This is a genomic window from Escherichia coli DSM 30083 = JCM 1649 = ATCC 11775 (genome assembly GCF_003697165.2).
Taxonomy (GTDB): Bacteria; Pseudomonadota; Gammaproteobacteria; order Enterobacterales; family Enterobacteriaceae; genus Escherichia; species Escherichia coli.
On the sequence record NZ_CP033092.2, the window covers coordinates 420,220 to 433,855 of the forward strand.

The following is a 13,636-nucleotide window of genomic DNA, read 5'->3' on the forward strand; positions in this document are numbered from 1 at the left end:
ATTCTTTGCTTAAAAAAGAGTCTTTCCGTAATTGAAATAAGAACTATTTTCATTTATTTTTGAAAAAAGTATACGGGAGTCTCTATGTACGTTTGTCTTTGTAATGGTATCAGCGATAAAAAAATTCGTCAGGCTGTGCGTCAGTTTTCCCCCCACTCGTTCCAGCAATTAAAAAAATTCATTCCGGTCGGCAATCAGTGCGGTAAATGTGTCCGGGCCGCGCGTGAAGTGATGGAGGATGAATTAATGCAACTGCCGGAGTTTAAGGAGTCCGCATAAACGGAGTGTGTTTTTTGACTTACTCGTAAGCCGTTCTACGCTTCAAAGAGTGGAAGCGAAGGAGTCAAAAAATGAAAGGTGATACTAAAGTTATAAATTATCTCAACAAACTGTTGGGAAATGAGCTTGTCGCAATCAATCAGTACTTTCTTCATGCCCGGATGTTTAAAAACTGGGGTCTCAAACGTCTCAATGATGTGGAGTATCATGAATCCATTGATGAGATGAAACACGCCGATCGTTATATTGAGCGCATTCTTTTTCTGGAAGGTCTTCCAAACTTACAGGACCTGGGCAAACTGAACATTGGTGAAGATGTTGAGGAAATGCTGCGTTCTGATCTGGCACTTGAGCTGGATGGCGCGAAGAATTTGCGTGAGGCAATTGGTTATGCCGATAGCGTTCATGATTACGTCAGCCGCGATATGATGATAGAAATTTTGCGCGATGAAGAAGGCCATATCGACTGGCTGGAAACGGAACTTGATCTGATTCAGAAGATGGGACTGCAAAATTATCTGCAAGCACAGATTCGCGAAGAAGGTTGAGCCGTGTCGGGAGGGAGAACCCTCCCGGTTAATAAGAGATCCAGGCCAGATATCCCAGGTTTATCATGCTGCCGAGCGCAAGCCACGGGCCGAATGCGATAGTGGTTATAGTCCGGCGTTGCAGAAGTTGTGAAACGATGGCGTAACCAATGCCACCCAGCGAGGCAATCAGCAGTATCATTGGCAACGTTTGCCAGCCACACCACGCGCCTGCAGCGGCCAGTAGCTTGAAATCACCGTAGCCCAATCCCTCTTTGTGACAAACTAACCAGACGCCCCAGTAAACACACCACAGCACCCCATAGCCAGCGACCGCGCCATAAACCGCATCATGTAAATCAATTAATCCAGACTGCGCATTAAATACCAAGCCAAGCCAGAGCAGCGGTAAGGTGAGTTTGTCGGGCAGGAGCTGAGTGCGAAAATCAATAACACTGAGCGTGAGTGCGAAACAGAAATAGAGAAAGAGTGCGCCAGTCACAATGGGCGTGAAAGGTGCCAGGGCGCAGGCGATAGCAGCAGCAACGCAAAGTATCAGGGGCACTGTATCATGCCAGGCATATTTTTTTTGCCAGAAATGAACCAATACCTGGCGAAACGTTAACGCCGTTTTATCCTCCAAAGGCGAGAGGTGATAGGCCATGACATTAACAAAATAACCTGCAATAAAACCAACCAGAATGAAGAGCGGCAGTAGCATTGTCATTATTGTTGCTCCCTGAAGGACAAATGCTTGAGGGTGATCTCTTCGTTTCCGGCAAGAGTAAACTGAAGGTCTTCAATAACAATACCGTATGTTATCTGTGCCGTAGTGAGCCAGCGGGAGACGTTTTCGAGGGGAGCTGTGACAGGGTTAATTGTCAGAGTATTGTCCGGACCGTTTTCCAGCGTGATAGTCAAATTCTCACGTTTTGCTTCTTCGAGAAGGATATTTTTGATGGGCTGCGTAAGCGCTGGATGACCGAGTAAACCATGGGTGCTCGCTTGATCCTGCATCCATTTGATGTCCTTCTTAATTTTTTGCGCGTGGGACTGATGCTCTTCAATGTAGGTATCTATCGGTTTTATCACCGCAAGCCAACAAAAAACGCCGAGCGAGAGAACCGCCAATGCCGCAACGATCTGTTTTTCCGATGTGGATTTTTCTGCCCACCATGATTTAATCATTTCCCTGAGTTCCTTACTGTCCATACACCACTGACCGGATCTTTTTCTGTTTTTTCCATCGGAAGCCAGGACTGTGTTAACTCACAGAAACGATCGATATTGGCTTCACTCTTAGCACTCATTTTTAAGGTCAGCGACTTTTGCCTCTGGCTATAGTTCGCCTCCATTAACTGCAGTTCAGGGTGTTCAAGCAGAAGTGTTTGTAAATGATAGAGCAACGGTACAGCTTCAGGATATTGCTGAGCGAGTTGCTGCTTAAAGTAAAAACGAAAGTTGTGGGTGTGTTTGATCTGCGGGAAATAACGTTGCCAGGTTTCTTGCTGTTGTTGCTGAAGTTGATCTTCAATCTTAAGCGTTTGCCAGAACGCGATGCCCCGGCTGCCAACAAAAGAAAGAATGGCGAGAACGAGACAGCTTACTGCCAGGCGGGCGAGCCATTTTCCCGATTTGCTTACAGTTTTCTGTTTACGAAAAACACCATGCAGCATGTCATAGCGCTGGAATGCAATATCGGCAGAATACAAACTCAGTGATGGTATTTCAGGATGCTGGATAAGTGGATTGGCCGCTGCAACGCCGTGAGGCGCTACACCATAACAACGCATATTCTCTGGCGGAAACTGGTTAGCAAGATGCTGTAACCAGTGTTCATCCAGTTCGTTGAAGGCATGTGCGGCACTGCGAATAAGCCAGCTTGTTTGCTGGTTAACCAGAGTCCAGCTATCTACTTCCCAGGGAAGATAGCAGCCATCTGGCAAAACCCGCGTCACGTTGAGTCCGGCAGTATGTAAACGCTCAAGATAACGACTGAGTTTCTCCGACTGAATGCCTATCACCTCGACACTTTCGTTTTGTTTATCGACAACCATCCAGTGCCAATTTTGGCTGGCGTCGGGTAATGTCTCCTCCGCCAACCACTGTAATGTTTGCGCGGTGAGTTTGTATTTGGCGTTGGGCAGCGTGAGGGAACGATATAAAAGACCCTCAGGTGGGATCAAAAGGTGAACATTTCCGGCACCGGGCTGATCGGCCAGCGACTCCAGCGGAAGATCGTCTGTGAGCGTATGTACCGAAGATACGCTATCTGCGGAGAACGTCATCCATTCCCAATGCTTACGCAGCGTCGAGAAAGAACGTATTACCATCAACGATTCAGGCATCACGATCCTTATGATTAGTAGAGTTGCAGCGTACGCCGATAGATTTGGGCGCTCTGCTGTTTACGGTTGAAAAAAATATGGCTTTGCCATCCCTGGGATTGTTCGTCGCTGATACTTTCCGTACTCAGCGTAAAATAGCGGCTATAGGGAAAGAGATGCCCTTTCACCTGAGCAACCAGGGGCTTCACGCCGGAGAAATCCTGCTGCGCCCAGTAAAGAAATGCATCTGTGGTGAGCCAGCCTTCCCTGGGCCTTTTTTGTAATAAGACCCGAGCGTCAGCATCCGTGATGTTATTGAGGAATAATGCTCTGAAGAGCGGAATATCGTTCTCCGTTAGCATATTAAGATTGATGCTAAGTTCCGAGGTCGGGAGAACGCAGACATACGGGATAAGCCGCTGATAGATGTTTTCGGTTATGCCTTTTATCTGACGCAATTCACCGGTCAGAAAAAGCATTTGATTGGCGCTATGGCGAGGCGGCGTTTGGCTTTGGTAAAAGTTATCTTCTGCGCCGTGAAAGCGTGGCGAATCATCGGCATCAATATAGTCAGCGATTGATTGCACGATCTCATCGGTGTTTCCGCGATCGATACCGGCGTTAATCAGCAGGGCACTGAATACCTGGGCGGGGAAATCAGGGGAAGCCAGTGGGGCGTCAGATATTTTTGCTAAGGCATTGAGATTAAAACAGTGCTGGGCATCGCGTAACTGCCACTTCACTGTATTGCCATTTTCCAGCTGCAACTGTTGCGGTTGTGCCCAGTACTGCTGCAACGTGGTTTGTCTGTCGTTATCTTTAACGTCCTGGGTGAGGCTGGCAAGCGCAAGTTTCTCCGCCAGCTCAATATCATATTGCCGTTGCAAATGATGGTTTACCTGGCGGGTTCGATGAAGCTGGCCGTGAAAACTGATCGTCATGTCTGCAGCCAGAGCAGCCATGAGCGCCAGTAACATGAGTACAATGAGCAGTGCTACGCCGCGTTGTTCATTATTCATGGTTATTATTCCCGGCCTGCGTCTGAGCTGGCGACTCTTCTCTCGCTAACTGCTCAGGTAATGCAAAACGGCGCTGTAACGCCCCATATTGCTGAGTCTTCAGATGTAACGTGACTGAGAGAGGAAGCTCCTGGCTTTCTCCGCTGTTACTTTCCAGAAGAAAGCTCTCGACATGTTCCAGCATCGCCTGGGCGGGTTGATCCTTCCTGCCATCCACAGAAGTACGAACAGCACGGTAGAGCGTATGATTTCGCAGATACCAGTGAACAGTGAGTAAGGTTTGTGCTTCACTGAGAGGGGCCAGCGGATCGCGACTTTGCGTGGTAAAAATCGCTTCTTCACCCAACACCATGATTTTATCCGTACTCCGATTCCGCCGGGCGACCAGTTGCAGGAGATCGTTATCAAGAATGGTGATGGTGCGCTGTAGCTGATTGAACTGCTGGATTTCTTTCTGTGAACGTTGATGCAACTCGGAAGCTTGAGAAAAAATCATAAACGCCAGCACGCTAAGCATTGAGAAAATCGCCAGCGCCGCCATGACTTCCAGCAATGTGAAACCCTGCTGGCGATTAATCATCTTGTGCCTGCCCGGATTTATTATTGATGCTTTGATAGCGCGTAAGCGAGGTTGTCTGACCGCTGGGTAATGTCACCGTTATGGTGTGTTCCAGAAGCGTGCCGTCTTTGCTTGAGTGGATATCGCTGCGCCAGTTCCACTCTTCGCCATTTATTAACTCTTCGCCATTTATTAACTCTTTGCCAGAACTGGACGTGTTTTCCTCGTCGAATGAATCTTGTGACTGAAGCTGGTTATCCGCTATCCACAATGCCAGCGTCTCATTACGCATCCGCTCGATGGCAGTTCGTTGCCCTTGCATACTGCTCATTAAAGTCAGCGCAACAGCGGTGAAAATACTCATCGCCAGTAAGACTTCAAGCAGTGTCATCCCTGATTGTTTGTTCATGGGCGGGTATCTCTGGCGAGCGTTTGATCCAGGGGCCATGAGCCTGAACTGACTAACGTCAGGAGCGGCTTACTGGTCCCGGCATTAGCCATCAACAAAGAGAAGGGCGTGATTTGTCCGTCGGCCAGAATCACCACCTGCGGTTGGTTGCTGTCATCAGGTTTAAATGGCTGAAGTTGAATTGAGAGTTCTTCACCCCAGTCATTTTTGCTCTCGTCTGCGGCATCTTCTTGTAATGGAACCCAGCGCCAGGCTGATGGTGTTTTGCCCGGTACCATAATGCGCCATGCTGAATCAGAGAAATGGATACCGACAGGCTGACCACTGAGCGTGGCGCGGTCGATGGCTAATTCAAGTGCAGCGGTAAACCGCGCCGCTGTTTCGCGCGCACGAGTGCTGGCGGCATCCTCCCGACCATATGTGAAGAGCACCACACTTGCCGTGATAGCGACCAGCGCCAGCACCAGCATCATCTCCAGCAGGGTAAACCCGCGTTGCTGATTCATCGCTGACTTACTTTTTCTTCTTGCTCAAACCCCAGTTGGTGATGTCGTCCTCGGTTCCCATTTCACCATCGGGTCCTGCTGAAAGCAGATCGTATGCACCATGCTCACCAGGATTAACGAGGACATAATCATTGCCCCAGGGATCGGCAGGCAGACGCTTGATATAACCTTCCTTGTTATAGTTTGCGGCCAGCGGTGGCAGTGTCGGCGCTTCTACTAAGGATTCAAGCCCCTGATTTGTGGTTGGATAGCGATGATTGTCGAGCTTGTACATATCCAGGGCGTTTTCCAGCGCCACAATATCGCTGACGGCTTTTTGTTTATCCGCCTTTTCTTTATTGCCCATCAGGTTGGGAACCACCAGGCTGGCGAGTACGCCAATGATGACAATTACCACCATAATTTCCAGTAATGTAAAACCGCGTTGCTTATCCGTTGCGCGCATATGATTTCCTTAATTAATCATTGAGTTAAGTTGAAGAAGAGGTTGGAGTACCGACACGACAATAAACAGGACGATCAGTGCCATCGTAATAATGAGTGCTGGCTCGAAGATGGAGAGCGTTAAGGCGATCCGATTTTGTTGGAGTGTCTCCTGGTTATCTGCGGCTCTGACCATTAACGTGCCGAGTTGCCCGCTTTTTTCGCCAGAGGCCACCATGTAGAGCATCATCGGCGGGAAAATTGCGGTTTGTTCCAGTGAAAGATGAATGCTGTTACCCTGGCGAACGTTTTCTGCCGCATTTGCCAGGCGCTGGCGAATTTCGAGGTTGTTGAGGCTTTCGGTGGACAAATTCATCCCATCCAGCAGAGGGACGCCGCTGGATTGCAAAATACTTAAAGTGCGGAGATAGCGTGCGCTGTTAATGGCGCAAATCAGCGGGCCGATGAGCGCAACGCGCAGTAACATGGCATGAAAACGGTGGCGGTTATTGCCGCGTTTTAACCAGAGCCAGAAACCCACAGCGACAATAAATACTGTCGCTAATAATGTCGGGCCGGTACGTTGCAACGTGTCGCTCAGACCTAAAAGAATGCGTGTACTCAGTGGCAGTTGCTGCTTCATATGCACGAACTGTTCGGTAATTTTGGGCACGACAGCAGTGAGGAGAATAATCACGACCACAATCGCCACCGTAGTGAGCATGCAGGGGTAGATCAGTGACTGAATGAGCTTGCTGCGGATTTTCTGCCGGTTTTCATTGTAATCAGCCAGCTTTTCCAACACCGGGGCCAGCAGACCGCTCTTTTCGCCCGCTTTTACCAGGGTACGGTAGAGCGAATCGAAAAGCGTGGGAAAATGTTGTAACGCATCGGAAAGGGGATGCCCTTCAAGGATGGCGCTGCGTACCTGATTTAACACGTCAGCCAGTCGATTATTACTGCTTTGTTGACCAATTACGGCAAGGCTCTCTTCCAGGGGTAATGCCGCTGCGCTTAAGGTTGCCAACTGCCGGGTGAAAAGCGTTAGTTCACTATGGCTGATCCTCGGGCGACGTGTTTTTACTCCCGAACTTTTTTGGGGGCGAATATCCAACAGGAAAAGCCCTTCTTCACGCAGCCGCAGTCGTGCCTGACGTTCATCGTTAGCATCAATGATCCCCTGCAATTTTTGACCATCCTGGGTCATGGCGCGATAGCGATAATTCATGCTTCGTTCTCCAGCGTGGCACTGGCGACGCGCATAACCTCATCCCAGGAGGTGTCACCGCGTATCACTTTTTGCAGGCCATTTTTGATTAAGGCATTGTGTTGTTGCCGGACCAGTCGCTCCAGTGCTTGTTCATCCACATTTTCATGAATAGCGGCCCGCAATTCCGGCGTCACCACCATCATTTCGTGGATCGCCATGCGCCCCTGGTAGCCGGATTGATGGCAATGAGGGCAGCCTACGGGAGTGCCAATTGTCGTCACCGCGAGCTGATGATGTTTAAACATCTGCGCTTGTTGCGGCGATACAGGCGTGAATTGTCGGCATTGCGGACACAGACGACGAACCAGACGTTGCGCGATAATCCCTGCCAGTGAAGACGAAAGCAGGAATGATTCGACGCCCATGTCGCGGAGCCGGGTCACTGCGCCTGATGCACTGTTAGTGTGGAGTGTTGAGAGTACCAGATGGCCGGTGAGCGAGGCCTGAACCGCAATTTGCGCGGTTTCTGTATCACGAATTTCCCCCACCATGACGACATCCGGGTCCTGGCGAAGTATGGCGCGCAGGCCGCGAGCGAAAGACATATCCACACGGGTATTCACCTGCGTTTGTCCTATGCCTTCCAGTTCATATTCCACGGGATCTTCTACCGTCAGAATATTGCGGCCGGGAGTATTCAGCGCCGAAAGAATGGCGTAGAGCGTGGTACTTTTACCGGAGCCTGTCGGTCCGGTCACCAGGATAATACCGTGTGGAAGCTGGATGAGATTTTCTAAATCCTGTTTATCCGCTGCCGTCATCCCCAGGTTGTTCAATGAAAGCTGGAGGCTGTTTTTATCCAGCAGACGGAGCACGGCGCGTTCACCATAGATGGACGGCAGTGTGGATACGCGGACATCTATGTTACGTCGCCCGATACGCAAACTAATACGTCCATCCTGTGGAATACGTTTTTCGGCGATATCAAGACGAGCCATGACCTTAATTCGGGAGATAAGCAGTGCCGCCAGTTTTTTGTTTGGCTGTAAAATTGTCCGCAAAACGCCGTCGATGCGAAAACGGATCGACATTGTTTTTTCATAGGTTTCAATGTGGATATCGGAGGCGGTTTCTTTGATGGCCTCACTCAAAATAGCATTGATCAAGCGGATAACCGGTGCCGCTGAATCTTCATTCAGGAGATCTTCATTTGCGGGCATCTCTTCCGAAAGCGAGAGAAGATCGACGGATTGATCGATATCTTGCGCAATCTGTTGCGACTCACCGGTATTCTGATGGAACACCGCTTCCAGCCGGGCTTCAAAATCAGCCTGTGACAAGCTGGTCATGGTCTGGCACTGGCCAACCTGACGTTGAATATCGAGTAACCGTTCGAATGGCGTATCGGCGAGATAAATAATCTCGCCCTCTGAATAGAGATAACCAATTCGTTGTGCCAGCGCCCAACTGGCGGGGTACGGTGAGTGAATTCTCATAAGAATGCCTCACCGTGACGATGGCGCAGGAGCGTGACTGTTGAACGTGTTCTCATCCAGCACCGGCAAATCTTCCGAGCCAATCAGCGCTTTTGATTTCCCGTCGATTCGCAGCTGTTGCTCCTGGCGGTAGCGGGTGTATTTCTCTTTTGACAGTGAGCGATAAACATCATCGTCACGGATAATCGTCGGACGGATAAATACCATCAGGTTGCGTTTAGCGCGCTCGGTCGAGGTATAGCGGAAGAGTTGTCCCACTAAAGGAATATCGCCAAGCAGAGGAACCTTTGACACTTGCTCTTTAGAAAAATCATCCAGCAATCCGCCCAGGACCACCGTTTCACCGGTTTTAACCAGCACGGCGTTTTGAATAGTACGGGTGTTAAATGTCGGGCCGAGCGTCGAATTAGACGAAGAGTCAACGCTGGAAACCTCCTGCTCTATTTCGAGCAGTACCGCGTCGCCTTCATTGACCTGCGGAGTGACTTTGAGTTTTGTGCCCACCGTTTTGCGTTCGACAGTATTAAAGACGTTATCCCCAGAAGTGGTCTGAGAGCCGGATAGCACCGGCACATCCTGACCAACGTTGAAGGACGCGAGTTTATTATCCAGCGTTACGATGCTCGGGGTGGCGAGGATGTCATTTTTATTGTTACTGGCCAGCGCAGTCAACAATACGCCCCAGTCGCCATTGAAGAAGCCTGCAGCCATGCCATTGTAGGCGCTAAACATATCCCAGGCAGGATTCGCGCTGGTGATCCCGCCATTCTTTTTATAATCAGCTACACCTTGCGCAGCGTTAAAAACCGGTAATCCCGTATTGGTAAATTGCTGTGCGCCAACGTTTTTATTCGCCCATTGCACGCCGAGGTTGAGTCCATTTCCATCCTGAACTTCGACGATGATTGCCTCAACCAGCACCTGTGCACGGCGAATATCCAGACGCGCAATTACCGTGGCGAGTTTCTCCTGGACGGACTGGTCAGCGGTAATGACCAACGAGTTGGTCTGTTCATCGGCGGTAATGGCCACATTATCCATCGCAGAAGTAGAAGAAGGCTTACGCGAATTCCCTTTTTCATCTTTCAGCTTTTCGGAAACACCGGTTAGCACTTCCACCAGATTCGTGGCTTTAGCATATTTCAGGTAATAGACCCGGGTATTTCCTTCCTCGCTCTCTTCTACATCAAGGCTTTTCAGTAATGAAGTTATGCGCTGGCGTGCTTTTTCCGGCCCGCTGATGATAAGAGAGTTGGTTCGCTTATCCGCCACAATCTTCGCGGAAAGGAGGGCAGGCATCTGGCTTTTACCGTGGCTTTCGCTGATTAATTGATTAAGAATCTCGGCGAGATCTTCCGCTGATGCATATTCCAGATGAATAATTTGCTGCTTCTCTGTGCCGATGACATCAACGCGCTTTATGACTTCAATCAGTTTATTAATGGTGGAGGCACGACCGGTCAGAATAAGAACGTTGGAGGGTTCATAATGCACAACATTACCGACGCTACCCGCATCCATCATCTGGCGGAGCAGGGGAGCCAGGTCACGAGCAGGAACGTTCTCAAGCGGTACGATTCGGGTGACCAACTCATCACCTACGCCTGGACGAGAACTGTCAGCAATCATCCCTGGCGATGTTTTTACATTAGCTGAGCGCACCACTTTCAGAAAACCATTGTCCAGTGTGATCACGGAATAACCGTAAAGATCAAGAATACTTAAAAAGAACTGGTAGTACTCCTGTTGGCTAAACGTATCATTACTGCGTACGGAAATGGTTCCCTGTACCGAAGGGTCGATCAGGATCGTTTTGCCAAGATGCTGACCCACTATTTCCACGAACTGGCGGATATCGGCGTTATTGAAGTTAGCGCCGTATTGTTCGTTCTCAGCGTGTCCTGCACAAGGCATGAGTAGTGCTGCCAGCAAGCAGCAGGTGATTTTATTGAGTCCCTTCATTGCGCTGTCCATTCATTCCTGTAAGTTCCGCGACGGAAACATTTATCAAGCGGGGTACGCCGTTGCGACGAATTGTAAACTGAGCACTTTGTTGAGTTAGCAGTAAACTTAATGCCTGTGAAACCTCATCAGGGTGGGTCAGCGAAAGATTATTGATCCTGAGGGCGATATCCCCAGGTTGCAGCAAGCTGGTGGTAAATGCATTGAGACCCTTACGAGGATTCAATCGAAGACCGTATATCTGTTCTCCATCACGTATAGGTGTGGCGATAATATAATCGGCGAGTACATTTTGATTTTCCGAATCAGGCTGCTTGATGATGTCAGGTAGCCCTGGATGGAGAGTTACTTTTTCGTAATGCCCGTGAGTTTCAAACACAACGCTGGTTTTATTTATTTTTCTAATAAACGTTCCCGGCGCTGACTCAAGGGCTTCGTTGAGGGAGTATCGCTTTTGTTCGTTCCCCTCATTAATTAAGACAAAAGAAGTCTCATCATTCGATGTGAGTACAATGCCATTAAGCGCTATAGAGAGCTTAGGTGTTTCCTGATTAACTGCCACGGGATTTGCATCTTTTACCCCAGCATGATTTTCGTTGCGCCATAAAGCGGCAAGGCTGAATTCAGACTGAAATGCATTTGTTGGTTGATTAATGATCTGTTCATTTTTAACTATAGTTGTATGGAAATAATTCACATTAAAAATAATCAACCCTATGCTTATAAATATAATCAATATATTGATGGCAGCATCTTTATTATGATTCGCCAGATGGAAAGGGAAAGGTAGTGTGGGCACGATGTATGTTCTAATAAAATAGATTGGGTGGGTTGTATATTGACGTTAGTATAAATAGTATTAATGCCGCTTGCATGAATCAAGCAAAATTTATTTATATTAGTAATATGTATTTAATTAATAAATACATACATTATTTTTATGATTAAGGATAATCAATAATTAAAACAGGAAGTTCTATGTCTACGAGAAGAGAAGTCATTCTTTCCTGGTTGCGTGAGAAACGTCAGACCTGGCGTCTGTGCTATTTGTTGGGTGAGGCTGGAAGTGGAAAAACCTGGCTGGCGCAGCAACTACAAAAAGATAAACATCGCCGTGTGATTACTTTAAGCCTCGTTGTTTCCTGGCAAGGTAAGGCCGCATGGATCGTTACCGACGATAATGCGGCTGAACAGGGCTGCCGTGACAGCGCCTGGACGCGAGATGAGATGGCGGGTCAATTACTGCATGCACTTCATCGAACTGATAGTCGCTGCCCTCTTATTATTATTGAAAATGCTCACCTGAATCACCGCCGCATACTTGATGATCTCCAACGCGCGATATCTCTTATTCCTGACGGTCAATTTTTGCTGATCGGCAGACCCGATCGAAAAGTTGAACGTGATTTTAAAAAACAGGGCATTGAACTTGTCTCGACAGGTCGTCTGACGGAGCACGAGCTTAAGGCAAGCATCCTTGAAGGTCAGAATATTGACCAGCCCGATCTCCTTTTAACCGCCAGAGTTCTGAAACGGATAGCTTTATTATGTCGGGGAGATCGCAGAAAGCTGGCGCTTGCCGGCGAAACAATTAGCTTATTACAGCAAGCCGAGCAGACCCGCGTTTTCACTGCAAAACAATGGCGAATGATTTACCGCGTATTAGGTGATAAGCGCCCCCGGAAAATGCAGCTTGCCGTGGTGATGAGTGGAACCATTCTCGCACTTACCTGTGGTTGGCTACTGCTGTCCTCTTTCACAGCTCCGTTACCCGTTCCTGCGTGGCTGATACCCGTAACGCCAGTAGTTAAACAAGATATGACTAAGGATATTGCTCATGTGGTGATGCGCGATAGTGAGGCGCTAAGCGTGTTATACGGCGTATGGGGGTACGAGGTTCCAGCCGATTCGGCCTGGTGCGATCAGGCAGTAAGAGCGGGGCTGGTATGTAAAAGTGGGAACGCTTCTTTACAAACATTGGTAGATCAGAATTTGCCCTGGATCGCATCGCTTAAAGTCGGGGACAAAAAATTGCCTGTTGTGGTCGTTCGCGTCGGTGATGCTACCGTTGATGTACTCGTAGGGCAGCAAACCTGGACGCTGACACATAAATGGTTTGAGTTGGTATGGACGGGTGATTATCTTCTGTTGTGGAAAATGTCGCCGGAAGGGGAGAGTACCATTATGCGTGATAGCAGCGAGGAAGAGATTCTCTGGCTGGAAACGATGTTAAACCGCGCATTGCATATTTCGACAGAATCTTCGGCAGAGTGGCGTCCCTTGTTGGTAGAAAAAATAAAGCAATTTCAAAAAAGCCATCACTTGAAAACTGACGGTGTTGTTGGCTTTTCAACGTTAGTACATCTCTGGCAGGTGGCGGGGGAGAGTGCCTACTTATATCGGGATGAAGCAAATATTTCCCCAGAAACAACAGTGAAGGGGAAATGACATGTTTGAATTCTATATCGCCGCGCGTGAGCAGAAAGAAACGGGTCACCCTGGTATCTTCTCCCGACAAAAACACAGCACCATAATATATGTCATTTGTTTATTGCTGATTTGCCTGTGGTTTGCAGGAATGGTGTTGGTTGGTGGGTATGCCCGGCAGCTATGGGCACTTTGGATAGTAAAAGCAGAAGTCACTGTAGATGCTGAAACGCCCGCTTTTAAACAATCAACACAACACTATTTTTTCAAAAAACAGCCACTCCCCGTCGTCGAATCCGTCGAGGAGGAAGATGAACCAGGCGTCGCGGTTGAGAATGCCCCCTCTTCTTCTGAAGACGAAGAAAATACTGTAGAAGAAAGCGACGAGAAAGCCGGTTTAAGAGAGCGTGTCAAAAATGCGCTGAACGAACTTGAGAGATAACCCAAAGGCTGTTTACTTTACTAGCAATACGCTTGCGTTCGGTGGTTAAG

General features: G+C 48.6%; 16 protein-coding genes. 4 read left to right on the forward strand and 12 right to left on the reverse strand.

Annotated features, from left to right (window positions below; translation table 11 throughout):
- The first annotated feature begins 84 nt into the window (after positions 1–84).
- Together bfd and bfr are read left to right on the forward strand one after the other, a co-directional pair.
- Positions 85–279 carry a bacterioferritin-associated ferredoxin gene (gene bfd, locus EAS44_RS02760; protein WP_000289085.1) on the forward strand — a complete coding sequence of 65 codons (195 nt, stop codon included), beginning with the start codon at positions 85–87 and terminating at the stop codon, positions 277–279.
- Positions 280–350: 71 nt separating this feature from the next.
- Positions 351–827 (forward strand): bacterioferritin, encoded by a 477-nt coding sequence (gene bfr / locus EAS44_RS02765; RefSeq protein ID WP_000675504.1) that lies wholly within the window; start codon positions 351–353, stop codon positions 825–827.
- Between the two features lie 28 nt (positions 828–855).
- Here bfr and gspO read toward each other — a convergent pair whose 3' ends face one another.
- The 12 genes from gspO to gspC are packed head-to-tail and all read right to left on the reverse strand — an operon-like array spanning position 856 to position 11,516.
- The gene (gene gspO, locus EAS44_RS02770) at positions 856–1,533 is read right to left on the reverse strand and encodes a prepilin peptidase GspO (protein ID WP_000178175.1); all 678 of its coding nucleotides are present in this window, start codon (positions 1,531–1,533) and stop codon (positions 856–858) included.
- Positions 1,533–1,994 carry a type II secretion system protein GspM gene (gspM, locus tag EAS44_RS02775; RefSeq protein WP_001298207.1) on the reverse strand — a complete coding sequence of 154 codons (462 nt, stop codon included), beginning with the start codon at positions 1,992–1,994 and terminating at the stop codon, positions 1,533–1,535. Before gspM ends, gspO begins: the two co-directional genes overlap by 1 nt.
- Positions 1,991–3,154, reverse strand: coding sequence for a type II secretion system protein GspL (gspL, locus tag EAS44_RS02780; protein WP_001332436.1), 1,164 nt, complete (start codon positions 3,152–3,154; stop codon positions 1,991–1,993). The genes gspM and gspL overlap by 4 nt, the downstream gene beginning before the upstream one ends.
- A 14-nt stretch (positions 3,155–3,168) precedes the next feature.
- Entirely contained in the window at positions 3,169–4,152 is a 984-nt protein-coding gene (gene gspK / locus EAS44_RS02785; RefSeq protein ID WP_001058509.1) for a type II secretion system minor pseudopilin GspK, read from the reverse strand.
- Positions 4,145–4,732: a type II secretion system minor pseudopilin GspJ gene (gspJ, locus tag EAS44_RS02790; RefSeq protein ID WP_000610632.1), complete on the reverse strand. Its 588-nt coding sequence runs from the start codon at positions 4,730–4,732 to the stop codon at positions 4,145–4,147. Before gspJ ends, gspK begins: the two co-directional genes overlap by 8 nt.
- On the reverse strand, positions 4,725–5,120 hold the full coding sequence (gene gspI, locus EAS44_RS02795) for a type II secretion system minor pseudopilin GspI (protein ID WP_001041747.1): 396 nt from the start codon (positions 5,118–5,120) through the stop codon (positions 4,725–4,727). Before gspI ends, gspJ begins: the two co-directional genes overlap by 8 nt.
- On the reverse strand, positions 5,117–5,626 hold the full coding sequence (gene gspH / locus EAS44_RS02800) for a type II secretion system minor pseudopilin GspH (protein WP_001076038.1): 510 nt from the start codon (positions 5,624–5,626) through the stop codon (positions 5,117–5,119). The genes gspI and gspH overlap by 4 nt, the downstream gene beginning before the upstream one ends.
- A gap of 7 nt (positions 5,627–5,633) precedes the next feature.
- The gene (gene gspG, locus EAS44_RS02805; RefSeq protein WP_001202877.1) at positions 5,634–6,071 is read right to left on the reverse strand and encodes a type II secretion system major pseudopilin GspG; all 438 of its coding nucleotides are present in this window, start codon (positions 6,069–6,071) and stop codon (positions 5,634–5,636) included.
- A gap of 9 nt (positions 6,072–6,080) precedes the next feature.
- On the reverse strand, positions 6,081–7,277 hold the full coding sequence (gene gspF / locus EAS44_RS02810; protein ID WP_001109576.1) for a type II secretion system inner membrane protein GspF: 1,197 nt from the start codon (positions 7,275–7,277) through the stop codon (positions 6,081–6,083).
- Positions 7,274–8,755: a type II secretion system ATPase GspE gene (gspE, locus tag EAS44_RS02815; RefSeq protein ID WP_001219891.1), complete on the reverse strand. Its 1,482-nt coding sequence runs from the start codon at positions 8,753–8,755 to the stop codon at positions 7,274–7,276. The genes gspF and gspE overlap by 4 nt, the downstream gene beginning before the upstream one ends.
- A 9-nt stretch (positions 8,756–8,764) precedes the next feature.
- Entirely contained in the window at positions 8,765–10,717 is a 1,953-nt protein-coding gene (gene gspD, locus EAS44_RS02820) for a type II secretion system secretin GspD (protein ID WP_001514015.1), read from the reverse strand.
- Positions 10,701–11,516 carry a type II secretion system protein GspC gene (gspC, locus tag EAS44_RS02825; protein WP_001142674.1) on the reverse strand — a complete coding sequence of 272 codons (816 nt, stop codon included), beginning with the start codon at positions 11,514–11,516 and terminating at the stop codon, positions 10,701–10,703. The genes gspD and gspC overlap by 17 nt, the downstream gene beginning before the upstream one ends.
- A gap of 179 nt (positions 11,517–11,695) precedes the next feature.
- Between gspC and gspA the strand changes: the two genes are divergently transcribed.
- Both gspA and gspB read left to right on the forward strand, forming a co-directional pair.
- A complete protein-coding gene (gspA, locus tag EAS44_RS02830) occupies positions 11,696–13,165 on the forward strand; it encodes a type II secretion system protein GspA (protein WP_000107586.1) in 1,470 nt (489 codons plus the stop codon).
- A 1-nt stretch (position 13,166) separates the two neighbouring features.
- A complete protein-coding gene (gspB, locus tag EAS44_RS02835; RefSeq protein WP_000461443.1) occupies positions 13,167–13,586 on the forward strand; it encodes a putative general secretion pathway protein GspB in 420 nt (139 codons plus the stop codon).
- Positions 13,587–13,636 lie beyond the last annotated feature (50 nt).